At 69.2% G+C, this 23375-nt stretch carries 26 protein-coding genes; 12 read left to right on the top strand and 14 right to left on the bottom strand.

Annotation, left to right across the window (positions count from 1 at the left end):
* On the top strand, positions 1–434 hold a 434-nt coding region (locus SPI01S_RS20515), incomplete at its 5' end, for a M28 family peptidase (RefSeq protein WP_157084815.1).
* A 49-nt stretch (positions 435–483) separates the two neighbouring features.
* The gene (locus tag SPI01S_RS20520) at positions 484–1020 is read left to right on the top strand and encodes an NADPH-dependent FMN reductase (protein WP_066727037.1); all 537 of its coding nucleotides are present in this window, start codon (positions 484–486) and stop codon (positions 1018–1020) included.
* A 123-nt stretch (positions 1021–1143) separates the two neighbouring features.
* On the opposite strand, the gene SPI01S_RS20525 is transcribed toward SPI01S_RS20520, so the two are convergent.
* The 5 genes from SPI01S_RS20525 to argH are packed head-to-tail and all read right to left on the bottom strand — an operon-like array spanning position 1144 to position 5755.
* On the bottom strand, positions 1144–2094 hold the full coding sequence (locus tag SPI01S_RS20525) for a zinc transporter ZntB (protein ID WP_066727039.1): 951 nt from the start codon (positions 2092–2094) through the stop codon (positions 1144–1146).
* Positions 2091–2846 (bottom strand): precorrin-2 dehydrogenase/sirohydrochlorin ferrochelatase family protein, encoded by a 756-nt coding sequence (locus SPI01S_RS20530; protein WP_174539146.1) that lies wholly within the window; start codon positions 2844–2846, stop codon positions 2091–2093. The genes SPI01S_RS20525 and SPI01S_RS20530 overlap by 4 nt, the downstream gene beginning before the upstream one ends.
* A complete protein-coding gene (gene lysA / locus SPI01S_RS20535) occupies positions 2843–4102 on the bottom strand; it encodes a diaminopimelate decarboxylase (protein WP_066727041.1) in 1260 nt (419 codons plus the stop codon). Before lysA ends, SPI01S_RS20530 begins: the two co-directional genes overlap by 4 nt.
* 34 nt (positions 4103–4136) lie before the next feature.
* Complete coding sequence (locus SPI01S_RS20540; RefSeq protein WP_066727043.1) at positions 4137–4382, bottom strand: hypothetical protein; 246 nt, start codon at positions 4380–4382, stop codon at positions 4137–4139.
* Positions 4379–5755 (bottom strand): argininosuccinate lyase, encoded by a 1377-nt coding sequence (gene argH, locus SPI01S_RS20545; protein WP_084253650.1) that lies wholly within the window; start codon positions 5753–5755, stop codon positions 4379–4381. Before argH ends, SPI01S_RS20540 begins: the two co-directional genes overlap by 4 nt.
* On the opposite strand from argH, the gene SPI01S_RS20550 reads away from it, so the two are divergent.
* Positions 5754–6338, top strand: a complete 585-nt coding sequence (locus SPI01S_RS20550) for a TlpA family protein disulfide reductase (protein WP_066727045.1) — start codon at positions 5754–5756, stop codon at positions 6336–6338. The genes argH and SPI01S_RS20550 overlap by 2 nt on opposite strands.
* Positions 6339–6340: 2 nt before the next feature.
* On the opposite strand, the gene SPI01S_RS20555 is transcribed toward SPI01S_RS20550, so the two are convergent.
* On the bottom strand, positions 6341–7279 hold the full coding sequence (locus tag SPI01S_RS20555) for an alpha/beta fold hydrolase (RefSeq protein WP_066727047.1): 939 nt from the start codon (positions 7277–7279) through the stop codon (positions 6341–6343).
* Positions 7280–7329: 50 nt separating this feature from the next.
* Positions 7330–9150, bottom strand: coding sequence for an ABCB family ABC transporter ATP-binding protein/permease (locus SPI01S_RS20560; RefSeq protein ID WP_066727049.1), 1821 nt, complete (start codon positions 9148–9150; stop codon positions 7330–7332).
* A gap of 90 nt (positions 9151–9240) precedes the next feature.
* Here SPI01S_RS20560 and SPI01S_RS20565 point away from each other — a divergent pair, with 90 nt between their 5' ends.
* Positions 9241–9477 (top strand): hypothetical protein, encoded by a 237-nt coding sequence (locus SPI01S_RS20565; protein WP_066727051.1) that lies wholly within the window; start codon positions 9241–9243, stop codon positions 9475–9477.
* Positions 9478–9609: 132 nt separating this feature from the next.
* Here the strand turns inward: SPI01S_RS20565 and SPI01S_RS20570 are convergent, their stop codons facing one another.
* Complete coding sequence (locus SPI01S_RS20570; RefSeq protein WP_066727053.1) at positions 9610–10518, bottom strand: prephenate/arogenate dehydrogenase family protein; 909 nt, start codon at positions 10516–10518, stop codon at positions 9610–9612.
* Positions 10518–11612: a histidinol-phosphate transaminase gene (gene hisC, locus SPI01S_RS20575; protein WP_066727054.1), complete on the bottom strand. Its 1095-nt coding sequence runs from the start codon at positions 11610–11612 to the stop codon at positions 10518–10520. Before hisC ends, SPI01S_RS20570 begins: the two co-directional genes overlap by 1 nt.
* A 91-nt stretch (positions 11613–11703) precedes the next feature.
* Here hisC and metX point away from each other — a divergent pair, with 91 nt between their 5' ends.
* Genes metX through SPI01S_RS20590 form a run of 3 tightly spaced genes read left to right on the top strand, consistent with a single transcriptional unit; the run spans position 11704 to position 14278 of the window.
* Positions 11704–12828 carry a homoserine O-acetyltransferase MetX gene (metX, locus tag SPI01S_RS20580; RefSeq protein WP_066727055.1) on the top strand — a complete coding sequence of 375 codons (1125 nt, stop codon included), beginning with the start codon at positions 11704–11706 and terminating at the stop codon, positions 12826–12828.
* Entirely contained in the window at positions 12825–13418 is a 594-nt protein-coding gene (gene metW, locus SPI01S_RS20585) for a methionine biosynthesis protein MetW (RefSeq protein ID WP_066727056.1), read from the top strand. The genes metX and metW overlap by 4 nt, the downstream gene beginning before the upstream one ends.
* Positions 13415–14278 carry a pirin family protein gene (locus SPI01S_RS20590; RefSeq protein WP_066727058.1) on the top strand — a complete coding sequence of 288 codons (864 nt, stop codon included), beginning with the start codon at positions 13415–13417 and terminating at the stop codon, positions 14276–14278. The genes metW and SPI01S_RS20590 overlap by 4 nt, the downstream gene beginning before the upstream one ends.
* A 170-nt stretch (positions 14279–14448) precedes the next feature.
* Here SPI01S_RS20590 and pgmG read toward each other — a convergent pair whose 3' ends face one another.
* The 3 genes from pgmG to SPI01S_RS20605 form a co-directional block, all read right to left on the bottom strand.
* Positions 14449–15837, bottom strand: a complete 1389-nt coding sequence (gene pgmG / locus SPI01S_RS20595; RefSeq protein ID WP_066727059.1) for a phosphoglucomutase/phosphomannomutase PgmG — start codon at positions 15835–15837, stop codon at positions 14449–14451.
* 137 nt (positions 15838–15974) lie between these two features.
* On the bottom strand, positions 15975–16235 hold the full coding sequence (locus SPI01S_RS20600) for a J domain-containing protein (RefSeq protein ID WP_066727061.1): 261 nt from the start codon (positions 16233–16235) through the stop codon (positions 15975–15977).
* Complete coding sequence (locus tag SPI01S_RS20605; RefSeq protein WP_157084816.1) at positions 16235–17029, bottom strand: division plane positioning ATPase MipZ; 795 nt, start codon at positions 17027–17029, stop codon at positions 16235–16237. The genes SPI01S_RS20600 and SPI01S_RS20605 overlap by 1 nt, the downstream gene beginning before the upstream one ends.
* 80 nt (positions 17030–17109) lie before the next feature.
* On the opposite strand from SPI01S_RS20605, the gene panC reads away from it, so the two are divergent.
* Both panC and SPI01S_RS20615 read left to right on the top strand, forming a co-directional pair.
* Positions 17110–17943, top strand: a complete 834-nt coding sequence (panC, locus tag SPI01S_RS20610; protein ID WP_066727063.1) for a pantoate--beta-alanine ligase — start codon at positions 17110–17112, stop codon at positions 17941–17943.
* Between the two features lie 89 nt (positions 17944–18032).
* Positions 18033–18329 carry an SEL1-like repeat protein gene (locus SPI01S_RS20615; protein ID WP_066727065.1) on the top strand — a complete coding sequence of 99 codons (297 nt, stop codon included), beginning with the start codon at positions 18033–18035 and terminating at the stop codon, positions 18327–18329.
* A 4-nt stretch (positions 18330–18333) separates the two neighbouring features.
* Here the strand turns inward: SPI01S_RS20615 and SPI01S_RS20620 are convergent, their stop codons facing one another.
* On the bottom strand, positions 18334–18801 hold the full coding sequence (locus SPI01S_RS20620) for a hypothetical protein (RefSeq protein ID WP_066727067.1): 468 nt from the start codon (positions 18799–18801) through the stop codon (positions 18334–18336).
* A 156-nt stretch (positions 18802–18957) separates the two neighbouring features.
* Here SPI01S_RS20620 and SPI01S_RS20625 point away from each other — a divergent pair, with 156 nt between their 5' ends.
* Positions 18958–20607: a hypothetical protein gene (locus tag SPI01S_RS20625; RefSeq protein WP_157084817.1), complete on the top strand. Its 1650-nt coding sequence runs from the start codon at positions 18958–18960 to the stop codon at positions 20605–20607.
* Between the two features lie 10 nt (positions 20608–20617).
* On the opposite strand, the gene ssb is transcribed toward SPI01S_RS20625, so the two are convergent.
* Complete coding sequence (gene ssb, locus SPI01S_RS20630; protein ID WP_066727071.1) at positions 20618–21214, bottom strand: single-stranded DNA-binding protein; 597 nt, start codon at positions 21212–21214, stop codon at positions 20618–20620.
* 63 nt (positions 21215–21277) lie between these two features.
* On the opposite strand from ssb, the gene SPI01S_RS20635 reads away from it, so the two are divergent.
* Together SPI01S_RS20635 and SPI01S_RS20640 are read left to right on the top strand one after the other, a co-directional pair.
* A complete protein-coding gene (locus tag SPI01S_RS20635) occupies positions 21278–21463 on the top strand; it encodes a DUF4169 family protein (RefSeq protein WP_066727073.1) in 186 nt (61 codons plus the stop codon).
* Positions 21464–21527: 64 nt separating this feature from the next.
* Positions 21528–23375, top strand: a 1848-nt coding sequence (locus SPI01S_RS20640) for an ATP-dependent DNA helicase (RefSeq protein ID WP_066727077.1), incomplete at its 3' end; no start/stop codon positions are given.

Consider the following 23375-nt stretch of genomic DNA (forward strand, 5'->3'; position numbering starts at 1 on the left):
GCGGCTATGGCTCGAGCTATTTCGGTGCGCACCCGCCGGTGCCGCTCGACCAGATCGTCGCCAATGTCGAAGTCGAGATGATCGGCGCGCAGGATCCCAAGCTGCCTGCCGGCACGATGATGATGACCGGCTATGAACGCTCCACCCTGGGCGAGACGCTCAAGAGCCACGGCGCGCTGGTCACCACCGATCCCTATCCGGAGCAGAACTTCTTCCAGCGCTCGGACAACTACTCCCTGGCGAGGAAGGGCGTCGTCGCCCACACGATTTCGGGCTGGGCGGTGGTGCCGACCTATCACAGCAAGGACGATACGGTGGCCAACATCGACATCGCCTTCATGACCCGCGCGATCCAGTCGCTGGTCGAGCCGCTGCACGCGCTGGCGAACAGCGACGCCAGGCCCGAATGGAAGCCGGGCGGCAAACCCGAATGACGGCGCGCACGCTGGCGCACCGCGCCGGCTTGCTCTAGCGAGGACACCTATGCACACCCCTCATATCGTCGCGCTGGGCGGTACGCTGCGCGCCCAGTCCAGCACCGGCCGCCTGCTCGCCGCCGCCCTCGCCCGCGCCGAGGCGCGCGGCGCGCGCACTACGCTGCTCACCGGCCCGGACATCGTCTTCCCGCATTTCGAGCCCGAGCACGGCGATACCGACGAGAAGGTGATGCGCTTCGTCGAAACGCTGCGCAGCGCCGATGCGGTGATCATCGGCTCGCCGGGCTATCACGGCACGCTCTCCGGGCTGGTGAAGACCGCACTCGACTATGTCGAACTGCTCAGTCGCGACGAGCGCGTCTATTTCGACGGCATGCCGGTGGGCCTGATCGCCACGGCGGCGGGCTGGCAGGCCTCGGTCGCGACGCTCCAGGCGCTGCGCACGATCACCCACGCGCTGCGCGGCTGGCCGACGCCGATGGGGATCGCGGTCAACACCGTCGAGACGCCCGACGTCGAGACGCACTGCCAGACGTCGCTGGACGTCATGGTCGGTCAGATCTTCGATTTCCTGAAGCGCTGAGGGGGCAGCCGTCGCCCCAGCGAATGCTGGGGCCTCCTCGGGGCTGGGCGACGCCGGTGCCGCGCTCCTGTGGGAGATGCCAGCTTTCGCTGGCATGACGGCTTGTGGTGACCTGCGCGCCGCCTACTCGAACCAGTGCCGCCGCACGAAATAGCCGGCGATCCCCAGCGACATCAGCACGCACACCGTCACCACGCCCCAGAACGCCCAGGGTTCGTGCGCATAGGGGATGCCGTCAACGTTCATGCCGAGCAGGCCGGTGAGGAAGGTCAGCGGCAGGAACACCATCGCGACGATCGCGATCACCAGCGAGCGCTGGTCGAGCAGTTCGCCGCGCAGGTCGGTGAGCGTCTCGTGGGTCAGCGCGGCACGCTCGCGGATGCTCTCCACTTCCTCGGCCATGCGCGCAGCGCGGTCGGCCGCGGCGGTGAGGTGGAGCCGGTCGTCCTCACGCAGCCAATCCCCCGGCAGCCCGGCCAGCCGCTCGATCGCGGCCCGCTGCGGGTTGAGGAAGCGGCGATAGCCGATCGCCTGCACCCGCACCTTGTTGACCATCCGACGCAGCTCGAACGCGCGGTGGGCGGAAAGCTGCTCCTCGCAATCGTCGAGCGAGTCGCCCAGCTCGGCGACGACGGGGTCGAGCTCCTCGGTGATCGCCTGCGCGAAGGCGGCGATCAGGTCGCCCGGATCGAGGATCTTGCCGGTTTCGACTTCCTGGCGCACCGGCTGGAGCGCGGTCAGGGGCTTGCGCGTCACCGAAAAGACGCAGCCGCCCATCGCGTAGATCCGGATCGATGCGAGCGGATCGGACGCGGTCGTCGCCTCGGACGACAGTCCGCGCAAATTGATCACCGCGCCGTCGCCCACCGCATCGCAGCGCGGACGAGTCTCGGTCGCGGTCAGCGAATCGATGATATAGGGGGAGAGCTTGGCCTCGCCGCCAAGCCAGAGCTGGGCGCGCTCGTCATTGGTGGTGAGGTGGATCCAGGTGAGGCCGCCGGTCTCCGCCAGCGCAGCGCGCATCGTCGGCTGCTCGACCTTCCCGTCCTTCACGACATAGGCGAAGCCGCTCAACCCGCCATCTCCAGCCAGAGCGACAGGCCCTCTCCGGGTTCGGCGGGGGGACGGGCGAGTATGCGCGCGGCATCGGCACGCGCGCGGTTGAGAATGGCATCGGGCACATCGCCAAGATGGAAAAGCCGATCGGCCTGCGCAAGCAGCCGGGCGTGACGCAGCGTAAGGTCCTCGGGGTCCGGCGAGGTCAGCCGCAGCGTGACGAGCTGCGCCTGCGGTGCCGCGCCTTCCGCCAGCCAGCGATCGACATCGCCGTCGCCGGCGAGCAGATCGAGCATCCCGCCTTCGCCCAGTGCATCGGCCAGCGCACGGCGCCGGGCACCGGCATCGGGCCAGCGCGCCTTCATCGCCGCACGGCTGCGGCCCAGCCCTTGGGCCAGCGCGCCAAGGCTTGCGGGCAACAAGGCCTCGAGCCGCTGCCGCAGCGCCGCGGCCAGTCCCGCCGAGACGCCGCCCGTGCCGATCGCGATCAGCACCGGTTCGCGGTCGACGATCGCCGGCAGGGTGAAGTCGCACAATTCGGGCCGGTCGACGCAATTGACCAGCACGCCGCGGGCCTTGAGCCGCCCGACCACGTCCTCGGGGTCGTCGAGCGCGACGATGGCGAGCGCGGCCGTCTCGCCCTCGCCCACCACCCGCGCGCCGGCGCGGTCGAGCAGGCGGCGCTTGGCGTCCGCCGGCTCGCCTTCGCCGACCAGAATCACCGGCCGCCCCATGAGCTTCACGAACAGGGGCAGCGCGGCGAGGCTCACTTCAGCCAGTCCGGTACCTGCTCGGCGGCCATGATCTCCTCGGCGGAGATGCGACCGGCGACGATGGCGTAGCGATCGCCCGACACCAGCACTTCGGGTACCAGCGGGCGGCTGTTATAGGTGCTTGCCATGGTCGCGCCGTACGCGCCGGCGGTCTCCAGCACAGCGAGGTCGCCGGCCTTCACCGCGTCGATCTCGCGCGCCTTCACGAACACGTCGGTGCTTTCGCACACCGGGCCCGCGACGTTGGCGACGAAGCGCGCGCCGTTCGGCTGCACTGCCGCGAAGCCATGATAGGCGTCGTACAGCGCCACCCGGGCGAGATCGTTCATCGCCGCGTCGACGATCACCCAGGGATGGCCCTGCCCCGGCTTGACCCACAGCACTTCGGTGACGAGCACGCCTGCGCTGCCGGCGATGGTGCGGCCGGGCTCGAACATCAGCTCGACGTCCCAGTCCTTGGTCACCCGCGCGACCATCTCGGCATAGGCTTCCGGCGTCGGCGGCACCTCGCCCGGGCGATAGGCGACCCCCAGCCCGCCGCCGAGGTCGACATGGGTGATGGTGTGGCCGTTGCCGCGCAGCTCGGCGAGCAGCCGGCCGACGCGCTCGAACGCCGCTTCCAGCGGCGCGAGGCCGAGCAGCTGGCTGCCGATATGCACCGCGATGCCGTGCAGGTCGAGGCCGGGGAGGTTGCCGAGCCGATTGAAGATCGCGGGCGCCTCGCCGATCGGCAGGCCGAACTTGTTCTCCGCCTTGCCGGTGGAGATCTTCTCGTGGGTGCCGGCATCGACGTCAGGGTTGACGCGCAGCGCCGCGCGGGCGGTGAGGCCGCGCTCGGCCGCCAGCGCCGCCAGCACTTCGCCTTCCTCGACCAGCTCGAGGTTGAACTGGCCGATCCCGGCCTCCAGCCCCTTCACCAGCTCGCGCCGCGTCTTGCCGACGCCCGAGAACACGATGTCCTTCGCCGCGACGCCCGCCGCCAGCGCACGCGCCATCTCGCCGCCAGAGACGACGTCGGCGCCGAAGCCCTCGTTCGCCAGCAGCTTGAGCACCGCGAGGTTGGGATTGGCCTTGATCGCGAAGGCGAGGTGGATGCGGCCGAGCGGCTTCAGCGCGTCGCGAAAGGCGCGGGCATTGGCCTGGAAACGCTCGGTGGAATAGACATAGACGGGCGTACCCACCTCGGCGGCAATCCGCGCGAGGGGCAGCGATTCGACGTGCAGTTCGCCGTCGATCATCGAAAAATCGGTCATGAGCCTCTGGGTGCGGCGCTGAAGGCCGCCAAAATCAGTTGGGTGGCAGGTCGAACTCGTCGCTCCGCCGCGCCTCGGACGCCTGGATCAGGTCGTCGCTGCGCGCGGGGCGAGTCTGTGCCGTCGGTTTCAGAAGGTCGGGAGGCGTGGGCGTCGCCGCGGCGCCGTACGGCGCCACCGGCAGCGATGCCCCCGGCGGCGGGGCCAGGGCCTCGCGCACGCCGCAACCGCTCAGTGCCAGCCCCAGGGCCGGTACGGTGAGCAGCAGTCGCTTCCTCATGCTTCCTCCTCACGGCCCTTGCGAGCCGCCGCTATCGCCGCGCGAACGCGCGACGGTGCCGTGCCGCCGAAGCTGGTACGGCTGTTCACCGACGCGTCGACGCTGAGAACGCCGTACACGCGTTCGTCGATCCGTGCATCGATTTCCTGGAGCGCGTCGATCGGCAGCTGATCGAGCCGGATGCCGTCCGCCTCCGCCTTCGCCACCGCGCGGCCGGTGATGTGGTGCGCCTCGCGGAACGGGATGCCGCCTTCGCGCACCAGCCAGTCGGCGAGATCGGTCGCGGTCGAGAAGCCGGCTTCCGCCGCCGCACGCATCCGCTCCAGCCGGAAGGTCGCGCTCTCCACCATGCCGGTCATCGCTGCGATGCTCAGGCCGAGCAGGTCGTGCGCCTCGAACACCGGCGGCTTGTCGTCCTGCATGTCCTTCGAATAGGCAAGCGGCAGCCCCTTCATCGTCATCATCAGGCTGAACAGCGCGCCGCTGATCCGCCCCGAATGACCGCGCACCAGCTCGGCGGCGTCGGGGTTGCGCTTCTGCGGCATGATCGAGCTGCCGGTCGACCATTGGTCGGAAAGTGCCACGAAGCCGAAGGGCTGGCTCGCCCAGATCACGAATTCCTCCGCCAGCCGGCTAAGGTGCAGGCTGCACTGCGCCGCCGCCGTCAGGTAATCGAGCGCGAAGTCGCGGTCCGATACCGAATCGAGCGAGTTCCGCGTCGGGCCGTCGAAGCCCAGCGCCTTGGCCGTCATCTCGCGATCGAGGTTGAAGCCGGTGCCGGCCAGCGCCGCCGAACCGAGCGGGCACAGGTTCATGCGGGCCCGCGCATCCTTGAGCCGCGAGCGATCACGCGCGAACATCTCGAAATAGGCCATCAGATGGTGGCCCAGCGTCACCGGCTGCGCGACCTGGAGGTGGGTGAAGCCCGGCATCACGCTGTCGGCATGTTCCTCGGCACGGGCGAGCAGCGCGTCCTGCAGCGCGCCCAGCGCGCCATCGGCCTGGTCGACCGCGTCGCGCACCCACAGGCGGAAGTCGGTCGCCACCTGGTCGTTGCGCGAGCGCGCGGTGTGGAGGCGGCCCGCGACGGGGCCGATCTTCTCCGCCAGCCGGCTTTCGGAGAGCATGTGGATGTCTTCGAGCGCCAGATCCTCGGGCACGCCGTTCGCGGCGAACTCTTCCGCCACCTGGTCGAGGCCCGCGCCGATCGTCGCGGCGTCCTCGGCCCCGACGATGCCCTGCCGGCCCAGCATCGCGACATGCGCCTTCGATCCGCGCAGATCCTGTCGCCACATTCGCTTGTCGAAGGGAATAGAGGCGTTTATCTCGCGCATCACCGCGGACGGGCCTTCGGCGAAGCGCCCTCCCCACATGGAATTGGAGCTGTCCTTGCGCTCGGTGATCGGTCTTCTCCTTCTGGGCGCCCTCGCAGTCGCGGGGTGCGATAAGCAATCGCAGCCTCCACAGCAAGCGAACGAAACGTCGCCGCCGGCAAACGCCGCCGCGCCCGCGCCGGGCGGCACGGTCGACCGCAGCCACAAGGGCGAGGCGGCGCCGACCATCGGGTTCACCGATGCGTCGGGCAAGAAGACCACGCTGGCAGCCTTCCAGGGCAAGCCGGTGCTGCTCAACCTGTGGGCGACCTGGTGCGTGCCGTGCATCAAGGAAATGCCGACGCTCGATACGCTGGCCGGGCGGCTGGGCGACAAGATCGCGGTCGTGCCGCTCAGTCAGGACCTGAAGGGCATGGAGCTTGTCGGCCCGTTCTTCCAGAAGAACGGCTACCAGCACCTGCAGCCGTATCTGGATACCGACACGGCGTTCAGCGTGCAGATGGGCACCAACCTGCCGACCACGATCCTCTACGATTCCGCCGGCAAGGAAGTGTGGCGCGTGGCCGGCGATTTCGACTGGGCCGGCGCCGAAGCCGCCAAGCTGATCGCCGAGGCGAAATAGGCTCAGCCCATCCGGGCGAGCGCCTCGCGCAGCCACGCTTCGGTTTCGTCGGGGTGGGAGAGCGGCAGCATGTGCCCGCCCTCGATCAGCGTCAGCGTGGCGCCCGCGATCTCGCCCGCGGTACGCTCGCCGTGCAGCGCCGGATCGAGCAGCGCATCCTGCCGGCCATAGAGGATCGACACCGGCACCCGGATCTCGCCATAGCGCGCGACCAAAGGCGGCATCGCCTGCTCCGCCATGCGGATCTCGAAGCTGCCCATCTGATAGGCGGACGACCGCGCCGACAGCACCCCGCCGCCCGCCGTCGCGAAGTCGGCCGGCACCGGATCGGGCGCGAACACCGCCTCGGCGCCGCGCTTGCCCATCGCCACCGCCATCGGCACCGCGATCGTCCAGGCGATCGGCGCACGCAGCGCCGCCGGCGCCATCAGCCCGCGGAACACCGCTGGCGGCTGGTGGACGACCTGCGTGAGCGGCGCGATCAGCGCCAGCGCACCGGGAACCTCGGGCCGCTCGGTAGCGAGCGCCAGCGACACCGCCCCGCCCATCGAATGGCCGACGACCAGCGGCTTCGTTAGCCCCAATGTCTCGATCAGCTGTGCGATCATCCGGCCCTGGCCGGCAAGATCGGGGCGCGGCCCGGTGAGGCGCGAATGCCCCCAGCCGGGGCGGTCGACCAGGATGACGCGGTGGTCCTGCGCAATCCGGCCGGCCAGCGAATGGCTGAAGTTGCGCAGCTGCGCCATCAGCCCGTGGATCATCACGATCGCGGGGCCTGCGGCATCCCGCGGCCCCAGCTCGACGATATGCAGCCGCGCGCCATCGACATCGACGAAGCGCCCGTCGGCCGGCACCATCTCCTCGGCCTTGCGCCCCACCCAGGCCGACCAGCCCGCCAGCCCGAGTACGCCCACGCCCGCCAGTCCGAACGGTATCAGCATGCCAACTCCCCCTTGTGCCGCCGGTATAACCGGCTTTGCGGGGAAAGGCTTCATTCCGCGACGGGTGCTTCGCCTTCCTCGCGCTCCTGCGCCTGGCGGGCCCACATCTCGGCGTAGATCCCGCCCTCGCGCAGCAGCTCGGCATGGGTGCCCTGCTCGACCACGCGGCCTGCCTCCAGCACAACGATGCGGTCGGCATGGACCACCGTCGACAGCCGGTGCGCGATGACGATCGTGGTGCGGCCCTGCTCGATCGATTCGAGCGTCGCCTGGATGTCCGCCTCGGTGCGGCTGTCGAGCGCGCTGGTCGCCTCGTCGAGGATCAATATGGGCGGGTTCTTCACCAGCGTGCGGGCGATCGCCACGCGCTGTTTCTCGCCGCCGGAAAGCTTCAGCCCGCGCTCGCCCACCCGCGTGTCGAGCCCCTGCGGCAGCGCCTGGATGAAGTTGGCGATCGACGCGCCGCGCACCGCTTCGGCGATCTCCGCCTCGGTCGCACCCTCGCGGCCATAGGCGATATTGTAGCCGATCGTCTCGTTGAACAGCACCGTGTCCTGGGGCACGATGCCGATCGCGGCGCGCAGGCTCGTCTGGGTGACGTCGCGGATGTCCTGCCCGTCGACGGTGATCCGCCCGCCGGTGACGTCGTAGAAGCGGTACATCAGCCGGGCGAGCGTCGACTTGCCCGCGCCCGAGGGGCCCACAACCGCCACCGTCGCGCCCGCCGGGATGTCGAGATCGATCCCCTTCAGGATCTGGCGGTCGGCGTCATAGCCGAACTGCACGCCCTCGAAGCGCACATGGCCCTGCGCGATCGCCAGCGGCCGCGCATCGGCGGCATCCTTCACCTCGGCGCCGGTATCGAGCAGGTCGAACATCGCCGCCATGTCGATCACGCCCTGACGGATCGTGCGATAGACCCAGCCGAGCATGTCGAGCGGCCGGAACAGCTGGCTGAGCAGCGTCGACACCAGCACCACGTCGCCGGGCGTGAAGCGCCCGCTCGCCCAGCCGAACACCACCAGCGCCATGCCGGCGGCGAGCATCAGGTTGGTGATCAGCGCCTGGCCGATATTGAGCCAGGCGAGCGAGTTCTCGCTGGTGACGGCGGCGTTCATATAGGCCGCCATCGCCTTGTCGTAGCGCGCGCTTTCCCGCGCTTCGGCGTTGAAATACTTCACCGTTTCGAAGTTGAGCAGCGAATCGACCGCATGCGCGACCGCACCCGTGTCGAGATCGTTCATCTGCTCGCGCAGCTTCGATCGCCAGTCGGTCACCCAGCGGGTGAAGGCGATATAGACCACCACCATCACCAGCGTGCCGACCACCAGCCACATGCCGAAGCGGCTGCCGAAGATGCCGAGCACCATGCCGAGTTCGAGGATCGTCGGCGCGATGTTGAACAGCAGGAAATAGAGCATCGTATCGATGCTCTTCGTCCCGCGCTCGACCACCTTGGTCACCGCGCCGGTGCGCCGGTTGAGGTGGAAGCGCAGGGATAGCTGGTGAAGATGGCGGAAGACGTCCGACGCGAGCCGGCGGGTCGCGTCCTGCCCCACCCGCTCGAACACCGCGTTGCGGAGGTTGTCGAACAGCACGCTGCCCAGCCGCGCGGCGGCGTACCCGCCCACCAGCGCGATGACGAACCACACCGCGTCGCGCGGGCCTGAGGCCATCCGGTCGATCGCGCCCTGCAGCGCGAACGGCGCGCCATAGACCTGGACCAGTTTCGAGCAGAGCACGAGCAGCAGCGCGAGCACGATCCGCACCCTGAGGCCCGGCGCATGGCGCGGCCAGAGATAGGGCAGGAAGCGCTTCATCGTGCCGAGCATCGGCCGATCGGGCCCTGAGGACGGTGTTTCGGGAGGCATCGTGCCTAATCTGGGACGCGGGGACGCGCGACGCAACCACGGGAACAGCCCGGAGGCCTGTCCGTTGATTGCGGCAGGAGGTCAGTTGCCATGGACCAACTGCTCTACGTACTGGCGATCATGGGCTGCAGCGACGACGCACAGGCCTGCCGCCAGGTCCGCCTGGAACCCGCCCGCTATACGTCGCAGGTCGCCTGCCAGGAAGCCATGGAGGGCGCGCTTCGTCGCGCGACGGATATCGACTATCCCGTCGTCGAGGCTGCGTGCCAGCGCCAGGGCGAGCGGCTGGTGGAACGCGAGCCGCAGCGGCCGGTGACCGGGGGCTGAGGCCACCACCCACACACGTCATCCCGGCGAAAGCCGGGATCCATTCGCCACGACGCTCAGGCAAGAGCCGCATCGACAACCCCAATGGATTCCGGCTTTCGCCGGAATGACAGCTTTGGAGGGTTATCCAGCTTATTCGTGCGAACGCCCGAAGTCCGGGCGCGCATCGTCCTGCCCCTGGTCGATGATCGAGCGGCGGATCGCGCGGGTGCGGCTGAACAGCTCGAACAGCTCGTCGCCCTTGCCCCAGCGGATCGCCCGCTGCAGCGCGGTCAAATCCTCGGTGAAGCGCTGGAGCATGTCGAGCACCGCCTCGCGGTTGCTCAGGAAGACGTCGCGCCACATCGTCGGGTCCGATGCGGCGATGCGGGTGAAGTCGCGGAAGCCGCCCGCCGAATATTTGATCACCTCGGACTGGGTGACTTCCTCCAGGTCCGAGGCGGTGCCGACGATCGTATAGGCGATCAGATGCGGCAGATGGCTGGTCACCGCCAGCACCCGGTCATGATGCCCCGGCTCCATCGTCTCGACCATCGCGCCCAGCCGCCGCCAGAATTCGCTCACCCGCTCCACCGCCAGCGGATCGCTGCCCTCGGGCGGCGTGACGATGCACCAGCGGTGATGGAACAGCGAGGCGAAGCCTGCGGTCGGGCCGCTATTCTCGGTGCCCGCCACCGGATGCGCCGGAATGAACGTCGCGTTCGGCAGGCTCGCGCGCACCGCCTCGATCACGCTCAGCTTCGACGAGCCGACATCGCTGACGATAGCCTCGGCGGGCAGATCGGCGGCGAACTCCGCCGCCACCGCGCCCATCGCCCCCACCGGCACGCACAGGATGACGAGGTCGGCGTCGATCACCGCCGCACCGGCGCTGTCCGCGACATCGTCGCACAAGTCGATCGCCACCGCCGTCTCACGGACCGCCGGATCGGCGTCATAGCCGGTCACGCGCACGCTCGGCATGTGCTGGCGGATGCCGCGGGCGATCGACGAGCCGATCAGCCCGAGGCCGAGAATGGTAACGCGGGCGAAGGGCAGCATCAGGCGCCGAGCAAGCGGCGCAGCGATGCCGCCACGCCCTTGATCTCTTCCTCGGTGCCGATGGTGATGCGCAGGCCGTGCGGCAGGCCCTGGCCGGGCAGCCAGCGGACGATATAGCCGTCCTCCATCAGCTGCTTATAGGCCTGCTCGCCGGTTACCTCGCCCTCGAACAGGACGAGCTGGAAATTGGCCTTGGAAGGCACTGCGCGGACGCCCTTGTTGCCCATGCTCGCGATCTGCTCGGCGAACCAGGCGCCCCACTTGGCGTTGTGGGCGCGGCTGTGCTCCACGAAATCCTTGTCGCCAAGGGCTGCGATCGCGGCGCGGCCGGCGCCGATGCTGAACGCGAAGGGCGCGCGGATGCGGTGCATCGCGGCGATGATGTCGGGATGGCCATAGCCCCAGCCCACCCGCTCGGAGGCGAGGCCGAAGATCTTGGAGAAGGTCCGCGTCACCAGCACGTTGGACTGGGTGCGGGCGAGGTCGAGCCCGCCGTCATCGTCCTCGGGCGCGAGATATTCGGTATAGGCTTGGTCGAGCACCAGCAGCACGCTCTTGGGCAGCGCCGCGTGCAGCCGGGCGATCTCCTCGCGCGCCGTATAGGTGCCGGTCGGATTGTTCGGGTTCGCCAGGAAGACGAGCTTGGTCTTCTCGGTCACGCACGCGAGAATCGCGTCGACATCGGTCGCATAGTCCCGATCGGGCGCCACCACCGGCGTCGCGCCGACCCGCCGGGCGGCGATGTCGTACACCGCGAAACCGTAGCGGACATAGACGATCTCGTCGCCCACCCCGGCGAACGCGCCCGCAGCGAGGTGCAGCACCTCGTCGGAGCCAGTGCCGTAGACGATCCGCTCGGGCTCGACACCGTAATGCGCGCCCAGCGCCTCGCGCAGCGCGACCGCGCCGGCATCGGGATAGCGCTCCAGCTCGGTCGCGGCGGCGGCATAGGCGTCGCGTGCGGCCTGGGGCGTGCCGAAGGGATTCTCGTTCGACGAGAGCTTGGCGGCGGGCTTGCCCGAATCGGTGGTGGCGCGGCCCGGGACATAGGGGGCGATGGCCATCACCCAGGGCTTGGGGACGGGTGCGTTCATGGGGCCGGGGATTGGCGGAATGGCGGCCGATTGGCAAGCCGTGCGGCGGGGAAGCTTGAACGGATGCGCGCGCGCGCCTAACCGCTTGCCGATGTCCGATGATCCGCGTTTCGGCCTTCGCCGCTCGGTAACGCTGCCGGGGCCGCTGCGCCTCGACGGCGGCGTGCTGTTCTCGCCGGTCGACATCGCCTACGAGACCTACGGCACCCTCGCGCCGGACGCGAGCAATGCCATCCTCGTCTGCCACGCGCTGACCGGCGACCAGCACCTCGCCTCCGAACACCCCGTCACCGGCAAGCCCGGCTGGTGGGCGCGGATGGTCGGACCCGGCAAGCCGATCGACACCGATCGCTGGTTCGTGATCTGCTCGAACGTGCTCGGCAGCTGCCTCGGCTCCTCCGGGCCCGCGACGGTGAACCCGGCGACGGGCGAGCCCTGGGGGATGCACTTCCCCGTCATCACCATCCGCGACATGGTACGCGCGCAAGCCATGCTGCTCGACCATCTCGGCATCGATCGCCTGTTCGCGGTGGTCGGCGGATCGATGGGCGGCATGCAGGCGCTGAGCTGGGCGGCGACCTTCCCCGAGCGGGTGGGCGCCGCGGTGGTGATCGCGTCGGCCGCGCGGCATTCGGCGCAGAACATCGCCTTCCACGAAGTCGGCCGCCAGGCGATCATGGCCGATCCCAAGTGGCGCGGCGGTGCCTATTACGAAGCGCAGGATCCGCCCGCCGCCGGCCTCGCCGTCGCGCGGATGGCGGCGCACATCACCTATCTTTCCGAGGCGGGGCTCACCGCCAAGTTCGGCCGCAAGCTCCAGGGCCGCGAAACCAAAACCTTCGGCTTCGACGCCGATTTCCAGGTCGAAAGCTATCTGCGCCACCAAGGCCTCGCCTTTGTCGACCGGTTCGACGCCAACTCCTACCTCTACATCACCCGCGCGCTCGATTATTTCGACCTGGCCGAGGAGCATGGCGGGCTGCTCGCCAATGCCTTCCGGGGATCCCAGGCGCGGTTCTGCGTGGTGAGCTTCGATACCGACTGGCTCTATCCCACCGCCGAATCGCGGACGATCGCGCATGCGCTCAACGCCGCCGGTGCACCCGCGAGCTTCGTCGAGCTCAGCTCGCCCTTCGGCCACGACGCCTTCCTGCTGGAAAGCGCCGAGCTGGACCGCGTGATCGGCGGCTTCCTCGCCGCGGGAGAACACGCATGAGCCTGCGTCCCGACCTCGCGATCATCGCGAACCATGTGAACCGCGGCGCGCGCATTCTCGATGTCGGCTGCGGCGACGGCGCGCTGATGGCGGCGCTGCGCGACGACCGCGGCTGCGACGCACGCGGGCTGGAGCTGGAAGGCACCAACGTCGCCGCCGCCGTGGGTCGCGGCCTCTCGGTGATCCAGGGCGACGCTGATAGCGATCTCGCCGACTATCCCGACGACAGCTTCGACTATGCCATCCTCAGCCAGACGCTGCAGACGACGCGGCGCCCCGACTGGGTGCTGGAGCAATTGCTGCGGATCGGCCGCCACGCCTTCGTCTCCTTCCCCAATTTCGCCCATTGGCGGGTCCGCGCCTCGCTGCTGTTCGGCGGACGGATGCCGGTCACAAGGCTGCTGCCGATCGCCTGGTATGCGACGCCGAACATCCACCACGTCACGATCGACGATTTCCGCGCGCTGGTGAAGGAACGCGGCATCGCCATCGAGGGGGCGTGGTTCCTCTCGGGCGACCAGCAAACCGGCTCGGGGCTCGCCAACCTTCTGGCCGAACACGCCGTCTTCCTGTTGCGGCACGATCGATGACCGATATTGCCCTGCGCGCCACCCATGCCGCGTATCGCGACGATATCGGCGATCTCGTCACCCGCCGCCCGGTGCCGGGACCAGGGCTCGAGCAGATCGGCGCGTTCCTGTTCCTCAACCATCACGGGCCGCAGAGCTACCCGCAGAACAATCGCGGCCTGCCCTTCGGCCCGCACCCGCATCGCGGCTTCGAAACGGTGACCTTCATCCTGGAGAGCTCGCTCGCCCACACCGATTCGGCGGGGCACGAGAGCATCATCCGCGCCGGCGGCGTACAGTGGATGACCGCCGGGCGCGGAATCGTCCATGCCGAGGTCTCCCCCGCCGAATTCAAGCAGGCCGGCGGACCGATGGAGATCCTCCAGCTCTGGGTGAACCTGCCGAGCCGGCTGAAGATGACCGCGCCGCGCTATGTCGGCCTGCAGGCCGATGCCTTTCCGGGCGTTCCAGCCGGCGAAGGGGCGACGCTGCACCTCGTCTCGGGCGATTTCGGCGGCCGCACCGGCCCCATCGAGTCGCTCACCGGCGTGTTCCTGTGCTGGGCCGCGCTGGCGCCGGGCGCGAGGCTAACCTTCGATGGCCTGACGGGCCGCGACCTGTTCCTCTACGCCGTGCGCGGCGGTGTTCGCGTGGGCGATCGCACATTGCCGAACTGGCATCTCGCCAGCCTCTCGGCCGGCGACACGCTGACGCTCACCGCCGACGAACCTGCGCTGGTGCTGTTCGGCCACGCCGCGCCAATCCCCGAGCCGGTGGTCGCGCACGGCCCGTTCGTGATGAACACGGTGGAGGAAATCCGCCAGGCCTATGCCGATTATCAGATGGGCAAGTTCGGCGTGGCGGAGATCGTGGCGGGCTGAGGCATAGCCCTGCCCTCTCAGCCGTCATTTCCGGCGAAAGCCGGAATCCATTGGGGTCTCTGCCAAAGCAAAAGCCACGACCGAGTGGCGTCTGGATCCCGGCTTCCGCCGGGATGACGGCAGTGGAAAGGGGCCGCCCGCCGCTCGATGCGGCAGGCAGCCCCCAATCCTCAATGCGCCGCCTGCTCGCCGCGGACGATGCCGCTCTTGCCGAGCTGGTCGTCAATCTGGGCCATCAGCCGGTCGAGACCTTCCTGGCTCTTCGCCTCGGCACGCGCGACCAGCACGTCCTGGGTGTTCGACGCGCGCAGCAGCCACCAGCCATCGGGCGTGTTCACGCGCGCACCATCCGTGCGGTCGACCTCGGCGCCGTCCGCCTCGAGCCGGTCGAGCACTTCCTCGACGACCGGGAACTTGCGGCTCTCGTCCACCTGGAAGCGCATCTCCGGCGTGTTGACCATCGCCGGCATCTCGTCCTTCAGCTGGGTGAGCGACTTGCCGATCACGTGCACCGCCTGGATCAGGCGGATCGCCGCATATTGCGCGTCGTCGAAGCCGTAATAGTCCTGCGCGAAGAAGATGTGGCCGCTCATCTCGCCCGCGAGCGGCGCACCGGTTTCCTTCATCTTGGTCTTGATCAAGCTGTGGCCGGTCTTCCACATCACCGGCTTGCCGCCCAGTTCGGCGATCCGGTCGTAGAGCGCCTGGCTGGCCTTCACATCGGCGATGATCGTCGCACCCGGATCGACGCGCAGCACCGGCTCGGCGAGGATGGCGAGCAGCTGGTCGCCCCAGACGACCCGGCCCTGGCCGTCGATCGCGCCCAGGCGATCGCCGTCGCCGTCGAAAGCGAGACCGAAATCGAGGTTCTTCTCGGCGACCAGCTTCTTCAGATCGGCGAGATTCTTCTCTTCGGTAGGATCGGGATGATGGTTGGGGAAATTACCGTCCACATCGGTGAACAGCGTATGGTGCTCACCCGGCAGCAGCTTGACGAGCTTCTCGATCACCGGGCCGGCGGCGCCGTTGCCCGCGTCCCAGCCGATCTTGTAGGAGCCGCCGGCATAGCCCGCGATCAGGCGGCTGACATACAGGTCCTCGACATAGGCATCGGTCACCGTCTCGGTGCCGTCGCCTTCGTCCCAATCGCCTTCCGCCGCCATCTTGCCCAGCGTCTGGATGTCCTGGCCGAAGAACGAGCGGTGCTGGAACACCATCTTGAAGCCATTGTAGTTGCCGGGATTATGGCTGCCGGTAATCTGGATGCCGCCATCCACCTCCAGCGTTGCCTCGGCATAATATAGCATCGGCGTGGGGCCCATGCCGATGCGGACCACGTCGCAGCCCGACTGGGTCAGGCCCTCGACCAGCGCTGCCTCGAGCATCGGCGAGGAGATGCGGCCATCGCGGCCCACCGCCACCCGGCGGCCGCCGGCGCGGCGCAGCAGCGTCGCGAAGCCGCGGCCGATCGCGCGGGCGTCGTCGACACCCAGCGTCTTCCCCACGATTCCGCGGATGTCGTATTCGCGCAGCGACGTCGGATCGAAACGGTGCGTCATTCATGCCCTCCCGAAGGTAAAGATGCGCGTCTCTTCCGCGACTGGAAACGAAGTTTCAAGCCGCCCGAGACACGAATAGATTGATATTTTGCACTGCAGCATCGTTACAGGCAAATGTTACGTGACGAGGACGGACCTCAGCGCTGCAGTAACGTGTCGCGCGCCAGATTGATCCTTCGCGTGAGTTCGGCCGAGCCCCCACGGTCTGGGTGCAGCGCCGAAACGAGCCTGCGGTGCGCCGCACGGATCTCGTCCGGTCCCGCCGCCGCGTCGACGCCGAGGATCGCGCGCGCCTCGCTCTCGCCGAGCCTGGCCGCCGGCGCGACCGGCGTCTTCTTCGGCTGCAGCCAGCGCCACAGGATATAGAGCAGCGCCGCGGCGAGGAGGAGCTTCGCCATCAGGCGAACAGCGGCGCGGCGACGTCGGGCAGCGCCAGCCCGGCCATCATTTCGCGCAGCTCCTGTCGCGCGGCGACATGGCTGAGACCCATCTCGCCGAACTCGCGCGAGTCGAGCATCGTCAGTCCCTGCGGGAACAGCTCGCGATAGATCACGCGCTCGGAAAGCCCGGAGATCACCCGGAAGCCGACGCGCTTTGAGAGCTGGTCGATCGCCTCGGACACGCGCTTCATGTTGCGCGCCTCGATGTGCTGCATGCGGTTGCGCAGCACCACCCAGTCGATCGTCTCGCCGTCGGCCTTGGCGCGGCGCTTGCGCGATTCCCAGATCATCTCCGAATAGAAGCTGGGGCGCGTCACGCGGAAACTGTCCGGATCGACCTGGCCGATCAGGTCGAAGTCGACGAAGCTGTCGTTCATCGGCGTGACCAGCGTATCGGCGTTGGTGACCGAGATGCGGGCGAACTTGTCATCGCGCCCGGGCGTGTCGATCACCAGGAAGTCGGCACCCTCGCCCAGCCGATCGAGCGTCTCGGTGAAGAAGTCCATGCTCTCGCCGTCATGCGTCTCATAGACCGGCATCGGCAGCTCGCGGCCCATCCGGCGCATCGTCGCGCGGCGGTTGTCGAGATAGCGGCCCATCGTCCGCTGGCGGTGATCGAGGTCGAAACAGGCCACGCGTGCGCCCTTCGCCGCCAGCGCGATCGCCGCGTGCACCGCGGTGGTCGACTTGCCCGTGCCGCCCTTTTCATTGGCAAAAACCAGCACATGCAGTCGTTTGGCGGGCTGATTCAACGCAGCTATTCCTTCACTTGATCGGGCGGCCTCCCCCCCATAGAAGGCCCCGCTTCCGTTCATATCGAAAGTGCCCAAGCGTGCAAACCGTTCGCCAGATCGACGATCTTCGCCAGGCGCTGGACGCCTTCCGCAGCGAAGGCGGCCGGCTGGCCTTCGTGCCCACCATGGGCGCACTGCATGACGGGCACATGGCGCTGGTCGAAGCCGCCAAGCGCGCCGGCACCCGGGTGATCGTATCGATCTTCGTCAATCCGATCCAGTTCGGACCAAATGAGGACTTGGCAAAGTATCCGCGCCGTGAACAGGCCGATTCGCGGCTGCTCGCGAATGCCGGGGTCGACCTGCTGTGGATGCCGACGCCGGAGATCATGTACCCGGAAGGCTTCGCCACCAGCGTGCGTGTTTCGGGAGTAAGCGAGCCGCTCGACGGCGCGCACCGCCCCGGCCATTTCGACGGCGTCGCCACGGTGGTGTCCAAGCTGTTCCACCAGGTACGCCCCGACGTCGCGCTGTTCGGCGAGAAGGACTGGCAGCAGCTCCAGGTGATTCGCCGGATGGTCGCGGACCTCGACATGGCCATCGAGATCCAGGGCGTGCCCACCCAGCGCGAGGATGACGGCCTCGCCCTCTCCTCGCGCAACGCCTATCTGATGCCCGAGGATCGCGCGCGCGCGGTGGCGCTGCCGCGCGCACTCGGCGCCGCCGCCAGGACGATCGGCGACGGCGGCGACCGCGAGGCCGCCCTCGCCCAGGCCCGGGAAACGCTGGCCGCAGCGGGATTCGAGGTCGACTATGTCGCGCTGGTCGACGCCGAGTCGCTGGCCGCGCCGGTGGAAGGCCGGCCGATGCGGCTGCTCGCCGCCGCCCGCATCGGCGGCACGCGGCTGATCGACAATATCCCCGTGCTATGAACTATTACGGTTAAGCCGCTTAACCTTTTATTGTCCGTTCCCCCCCAAATTCGGATCCAACGAAGGAGCCGAACAGGGGCGATGCGACGATGGCAAATAGTGAGAAGAGTGCGCGATTTCTGATTGAAAGCCGGCTGCGCGATGCGACGCGCGGCAGCGCGGATGCCTGTTTCGATCTTGGCATCGTCTATTCGAGCGGCGCCGAAGGCGTGACGATCGACCTGGTCGAGGCCCACAAATGGTTCAACATCGCCGCGATGACCGGCAGCACCGAGGCCCAGGCCTGCCGCGCCGACATCGCCGAGGACATGACGGCCCGCGAAATCATCGAAGCACAAAAGGCCGCGCGCGCCTGGCTGCGGGGCCTGGAGAGCCGCGCCGCCTGAACCGTCAGGGGGCCTTCTGGCCCCAGCTGATGGACACGCGGGTGCGGCCAAGATGGCTCTCGGCAACAACGCGCAGGCTGCGCTCCGTCTCTTCCCCCGCCTCGTAGCTGAAGCCGGTTTCGCTACGGTATTTCAGCCCCGAGGCATTGGCCTGCGCGCGCGACCACCCCAGCACCTGCTTCACCGGGGCATCGGTTTCGTAGACCAGGTTGCCGCTGACGTGCCGTCCGTCGAGCCCGTCGGGCGCGGCAGCACAGCTGAGAATCGTGGCATTGGCATGGACCGGCACGAAATCGGGCTTGTTGCTGCAATCCACCGCCGCCGAGACATTGGCCGGCACCCCTGCCGCCGCCGCCGCGGCGACATTCTGCCCCACCGGATCTTCGGTACTCCGTTCGCCGCGCCCGCACGCCGCGAGCAAGGCGAGCGCTGCCAGCAGCGATGAGCGTCCGATGACGTGATGGCTTCGCATCCATGCCCCCTTTTCCGGCCGGGCGCGCCTGCGCCGGCTCCACTGCAGCTGGAACGGCGGTGCGCACGCTTTGCTCCCTCGCCGCTTGGTACGGCGCGATCGGCTCTGCTAGCGGTGTCCCGGGTCCTTCGGGTCCAAAGGGGGGAATGCCGCATCATGGTTCGATTGTCTTCCGCGAGGCTGGTGCCCGCCGGTGCGCTGCTGGCGCTGCTGTTCTGCGGGGGCCTGCTGGCGTACGGCGCCGGCCGCGGCATCGATCTGACGGACGAGATCTTCTACCTTGTCTGGGCGCGCGATCCCGAGGCCTATGCGCTGCTCTACCAGCCGTTCGGCTATCTGCTGCACCCGCTCTACGCGCTGCTCGGCGGGGACGTGGCGCGCTATCGGCTGGCGGGCTTCGTGATCACCGCAGCGGCCGGGGCGCTGCTCGGCGACAGCCTCGCCCCGGAACCGGCCGCACGGCTGCGCTTCGCGCTGTTCGGCGGTGGTGCGGCGCTGGCGATCTATTTCCCCTGGATCGTCACCCCGAGCTACAATTGCGCGGCGAATGTCGGCGCGATGCTGGTACTGGCCGGGCTGGCCACGGTCCTGCGCAGCCGTGCGCGCACGTCGCGTGTCGCCGCGGCCGCGGGAATCGCCCTCGGCCTCTGCATCGCCGCCTTCACCAAGCCGCCGCTGTTCGCGCTGAGCGGCGCGATGCTGCTCGTGCTGGGCGGCACCGCGCTCCGCCGGGATCGGGCGCGCGGCGGGGCGCTGCTTGGCGCGCTCGCGCTCGCGGTGCCGTTGATCGGCCTGTTCCTGCCGCTGTCCCGCATCCCGGCGCTGCTGGCACGCATATCGGCCAGCCAGCACATCCTCGCGCTCCCCAACACGCCGCTGCACCTGCCGATCAAGATCCTGGGCGACTGGGCGGCGGTACCACCGCTGCTGAGCGGTGCGGCCCTCGCGATGATCGGCGCGCTGGCGCTGCGGCGAACCCGCTGGGTCGGCGGGCTCGGGCATGCGGCGATGGGGCTGGCGCTGGTCTATCTGGCGATGACGGTGCCCGAGACGCTGGACGGGGGCATCCCGGAATTTCCGGGGCTCGCGCTGCTGCTGCTCGCCGGCGGATATGCGGCCCTCGTCGCCCGCGGCGACCGCCTGATGCTGGTCGCGCTGCTCGCCGCGCCCGTTGCGGTCGCGCTCGGCACCTTCAACAACCAATGGGCACAGCTCGATTTCAGCATGGCTTTTCCGCTGCTCGCGCTGTTTCGCCTCGCCGCGGACGATCCGCTGCGCTGGCGGCGGCGCGCGGCGACGCTGCTGAGCCTGGCGGCGACCCCGCTGCTGCTGCTCGCCGCGGCGATGGCGCCCTACAGCCTGCCCGACTCGATCTTCGCGCAGGCGATTCCGGTGCGCCATCCGGTCACCGGCAGTCCGCTGCTGGTCGACGAAGCGACGGCGGCCTTCCTGAACGGCACGCGCGACCGGGCGGCGGGTGCACTGCTCATCGATCTGTCGGGGACCGGGCCGGGCGTGGCGGCCTCGCTGGGCGCAAAGGCGCCGGTGCTCCTGTGGCTGAACCCGGCGACCGCGACCTGGCCGGACGTGGTATGGGCAAGGCTGAGCGAGAAGGAACGGGCCGACGCCTGGTTCGTGACGCCGGTGCTGCCGCTGTTCGCGGCTTCGGGTCCGGCGCGCTGGCTGGCGGCGCATCCGGAGCGCTATTGCCGCACGGCGCTGCCGCGCATGATATTCTGGTGGGAAGAGCGGGCGCTCGAACTCTGGCGGCCCTGCGCCGCGCCCGCACCGGGCGCAGGCCGCTGATCGCAGCCGATCAGAACGGCACGTCGTCGTCCAGATCGTCCGGGAAGCCGCCGCCGAAGCCGCCGCCGCTCGCCGCACCGCCGCTGCGCTGGCCGCCACCGTTGAAGGTGTTGCCGCCGCGCGCCGCCGGGGCGCCGCCGCCGAAGCCGCCACCGGCCCCGCTACCGCCGCCGCCACCGAACGACTCGTCCGCACCCCAATCATCGCCGCCGCCGCTGCTACGGCCGCCGCCCATGCCGCCACCCTGGCCGCCGCCGGGGCCATCCAGCAGCACCATCTGCGCGTTGAAGCCCTGCAGCACGATCTCGGTGCTGTACCGGTCCGCGCCGCTCTGGTCCTGCCACTTGCGGGTCTGCAGCTGGCCCTCGAGATAGACCTTGCTGCCCTTGCGCAGATAGCGCTCGGCGACGTTGGCGAGACCTTCGGAGAAGATCTTCACCGTGTGCCACTCGGTCTTTTCCTTGCGCTCGCCGCTGTTGCGATCCTTCCAGCTTTCCGACGTGGCGATGCGCAGCTCGACCACCTTGCCGCCGTTCTGGAACGCCCGGCTCTCGGGGTCGCGCCCCAGATTGCCGACGAGGATCACCTTGTTGACGCTGCCCGCCATGCTGCAAAAACTCCGATTCTACGATGGTGCGCCCGCGCGAAGGGGCGCTAGAAAGACTCAAATATGGCCGAGATCCTTAACCTGAACAAAGCGCGAAAAGCGAGAGCCAAAGCGACGGCCAAGGCGGAAGCCGAGGCCAATCGCGCCCGCTTCGGCCGCACCAAGGCGGAAAAGGCACGCGACGCGGCCGAGGCCGACCGCAAGGTCCGCACGCTCGACCAGGCGAAGCGCGAGACGCCGGAGGACTGAGCCTTCGGCTCGGCGCATTGGCGCTGTCAAAGCGGAACGCATCGTGTACAACTGCGCCAGTCCGATGCTGCCGCCGCTCCCCTACCCCGCCCTGCACGCGAGCCATTCCGGCGTGTGGATCGCCACGGCCGAGGGCACGCGCGGGCTGAGCCGGGGCGAGGCGATCCGCATCGCCGCCGATACGCCGGTGCTGTTGCTCAATGCGCCGCTCGTCGGCCAGCGGCTCGGTCATCCCGAACTCAGCGGGCTCGACCTGCTCGAGCTGTTCGCCTTTCTCCGCCCCGCCCGCTTCATGGTGCCGACGCCCAAGGGCCTCGCCCGCGCCTGCAACCTCGACGCGCCGAGCGACGACGCGCAGGTCGCCGCGTTCCTGCGCGACGCCGCCGCCGCGCTGCTGGCGCTTCCAGAAGGGGACTGGCCCGAGCGCGAGGGCGCCTGGCACGGGCTGCAGTCGCTCGGCCGGCTGCGCTGGCAATGGAGCGCCGTACTCAGCCAGCGGATCGCCAAGCCCGAGCGGGCCGAGCGCTGGCTTTTCTCCAAGCTCCCCGAGTGGGAGGAAGGCGCCCCCCGCCCCGCGCCGCGCACGATCACGCTGCAACCGGCCGAAGTTGCCGAACGCCTCGCCCGGCTGACCGGTGCGACGGCAGAGCGCCGCCAGGGCCAGCGCGACTATGCCGAGGCCGCCGCCCAGGCCTTCGCGCCGCGCAGCGTGCCCGATACGCCCAACCTGGTGCTGGCCGAGGCCGGCACCGGCATCGGCAAGACGCTCGGCTATCTCGCGCCCGCGTCGCTCTGGGCGGAGAAGTCCGGCGGGCCGGTCTGGGTATCCACCTTCACCAAGGCGCTGCAGCGCCAGCTCGGCAACGAAGGCGAGCGGCTGTTCCCCGATGCCGAGCAGCGCCGCGCCCGCATCGTCACCCGCAAGGGCCGCGAGAATTACGTCTGCCTGCTCAACCTGGAGGATGCGCTGCAGGGCGGGTTCGCCGGCCGCGCCGCGATCCTCGCGCAGCTGGTCGCGCGCTGGGCCGCCTTTACCGCCGATGGCGACATGATCGGCGGCGACCTGCCCGGCTGGCTGCCGACGCTGTTCCGCCGCAACGGCTCGACCGCGCTCACCGATCGCCGCGGCGAGTGCATCTATGCCGGCTGCCCGCATTATCGGAAATGCTTCATCGAGCGCGCCGCCCGGGCCAGCGCCAATGCCGACATCGTCATCGCCAACCACGCGCTGGTGATGGTCAACGCCGCGCGCGGGCGGGAGAATCAGACGCGGCCCACCCGCTATGTGTTCGACGAGGGGCATCACCTGTTCGATGCCGCCGACGCGATGTTCTCGGTCGCGCTCACCGGGCAGGAGTCGATCGAGCTGCGCCGATGGCTGACCGGGCCCGAATCCGGCTCGCGGGGGCGCCGCCGGGGGCTCGCCGCCCGCCTGTCCGACGTCGCCAGCTATGACGATGCCGGCGGCCGCGCGATTTCCGAGGCGGTCGACGCCGCCCGCGCGCTGCCGAGCGACGGCTGGCTCCAGCGGCTGCACGAAGGCGAGCCGTTCGGACCGATCGAGGCGCTGCTCGCCGCGGTGCGCGGGCTGGTCTACGCCCGCGACGCCAACGGCGCGGCGGACGCCGGCTATGGGCTGGAAACAGAGCTCACCGAACCCGATGCCGCGCTGGTCGAAGCCGCAGGCAACGCCACCGCCGCGCTCGACGCGCTGCTCCGCCCGATGGTCGTGCTTGGCCGCCGGCTCGAGGCGGTGCTGGCCGAGGCGCCCGACTGGATGGACGGCCCTGCCCGGGCCCGCATCGAGGGTGCGATCGCCTCGCTTGGCTGGCGGGTGGATACGGTCGGCGCCTGGCTCGCGCTGATCGCCCGGATCGGCGGCCCCGCCGATCCGGAATATGTCGACTGGCTC

Origin of the sequence: Sphingomonas pituitosa NBRC 102491 (genome assembly GCF_001598435.1) — a bacterium.
GTDB classification, from domain to species: domain Bacteria; phylum Pseudomonadota; class Alphaproteobacteria; order Sphingomonadales; family Sphingomonadaceae; genus Sphingomonas; species Sphingomonas pituitosa.

Excerpts from the sequence above, each read along its gene's own strand:
- SPI01S_RS20520 (WP_066727037.1), top strand. The coding sequence starts at position 484 with ATGCACACCCCTCATATCGTCGCGCTGGGCGGTACGCTGCGCGCCCAG.
- lysA (WP_066727041.1), bottom strand. The coding sequence starts at position 4,102 with ATGACCGATTTTTCGATGATCGACGGCGAACTGCACGTCGAATCGCTG.
- SPI01S_RS20540 (WP_066727043.1), bottom strand. The coding sequence starts at position 4,382 with ATGAGGAAGCGACTGCTGCTCACCGTACCGGCCCTGGGGCTGGCACTG.
- SPI01S_RS20550 (WP_066727045.1), top strand. The coding sequence starts at position 5,754 with ATGGAATTGGAGCTGTCCTTGCGCTCGGTGATCGGTCTTCTCCTTCTG.
- argH (WP_084253650.1), bottom strand. The coding sequence starts at position 5,755 with ATGTGGGGAGGGCGCTTCGCCGAAGGCCCGTCCGCGGTGATGCGCGAG.
- SPI01S_RS20555 (WP_066727047.1), bottom strand. The coding sequence starts at position 7,279 with ATGCTGATACCGTTCGGACTGGCGGGCGTGGGCGTACTCGGGCTGGCG.
- SPI01S_RS20560 (WP_066727049.1), bottom strand. The coding sequence starts at position 9,150 with ATGCCTCCCGAAACACCGTCCTCAGGGCCCGATCGGCCGATGCTCGGC.
- SPI01S_RS20565 (WP_066727051.1), top strand. The coding sequence starts at position 9,241 with ATGGACCAACTGCTCTACGTACTGGCGATCATGGGCTGCAGCGACGAC.
- SPI01S_RS20570 (WP_066727053.1), bottom strand. The coding sequence starts at position 10,518 with ATGCTGCCCTTCGCCCGCGTTACCATTCTCGGCCTCGGGCTGATCGGC.
- hisC (WP_066727054.1), bottom strand. The coding sequence starts at position 11,612 with ATGAACGCACCCGTCCCCAAGCCCTGGGTGATGGCCATCGCCCCCTAT.
- metX (WP_066727055.1), top strand. The coding sequence starts at position 11,704 with ATGTCCGATGATCCGCGTTTCGGCCTTCGCCGCTCGGTAACGCTGCCG.
- metW (WP_066727056.1), top strand. The coding sequence starts at position 12,825 with ATGAGCCTGCGTCCCGACCTCGCGATCATCGCGAACCATGTGAACCGC.
- SPI01S_RS20590 (WP_066727058.1), top strand. The coding sequence starts at position 13,415 with ATGACCGATATTGCCCTGCGCGCCACCCATGCCGCGTATCGCGACGAT.
- pgmG (WP_066727059.1), bottom strand. The coding sequence starts at position 15,837 with ATGACGCACCGTTTCGATCCGACGTCGCTGCGCGAATACGACATCCGC.
- SPI01S_RS20600 (WP_066727061.1), bottom strand. The coding sequence starts at position 16,235 with ATGGCGAAGCTCCTCCTCGCCGCGGCGCTGCTCTATATCCTGTGGCGC.
- SPI01S_RS20615 (WP_066727065.1), top strand. The coding sequence starts at position 18,033 with ATGGCAAATAGTGAGAAGAGTGCGCGATTTCTGATTGAAAGCCGGCTG.
- SPI01S_RS20620 (WP_066727067.1), bottom strand. The coding sequence starts at position 18,801 with ATGCGAAGCCATCACGTCATCGGACGCTCATCGCTGCTGGCAGCGCTC.
- SPI01S_RS20625 (WP_157084817.1), top strand. The coding sequence starts at position 18,958 with ATGGTTCGATTGTCTTCCGCGAGGCTGGTGCCCGCCGGTGCGCTGCTG.
- ssb (WP_066727071.1), bottom strand. The coding sequence starts at position 21,214 with ATGGCGGGCAGCGTCAACAAGGTGATCCTCGTCGGCAATCTGGGGCGC.
- SPI01S_RS20635 (WP_066727073.1), top strand. The coding sequence starts at position 21,278 with ATGGCCGAGATCCTTAACCTGAACAAAGCGCGAAAAGCGAGAGCCAAA.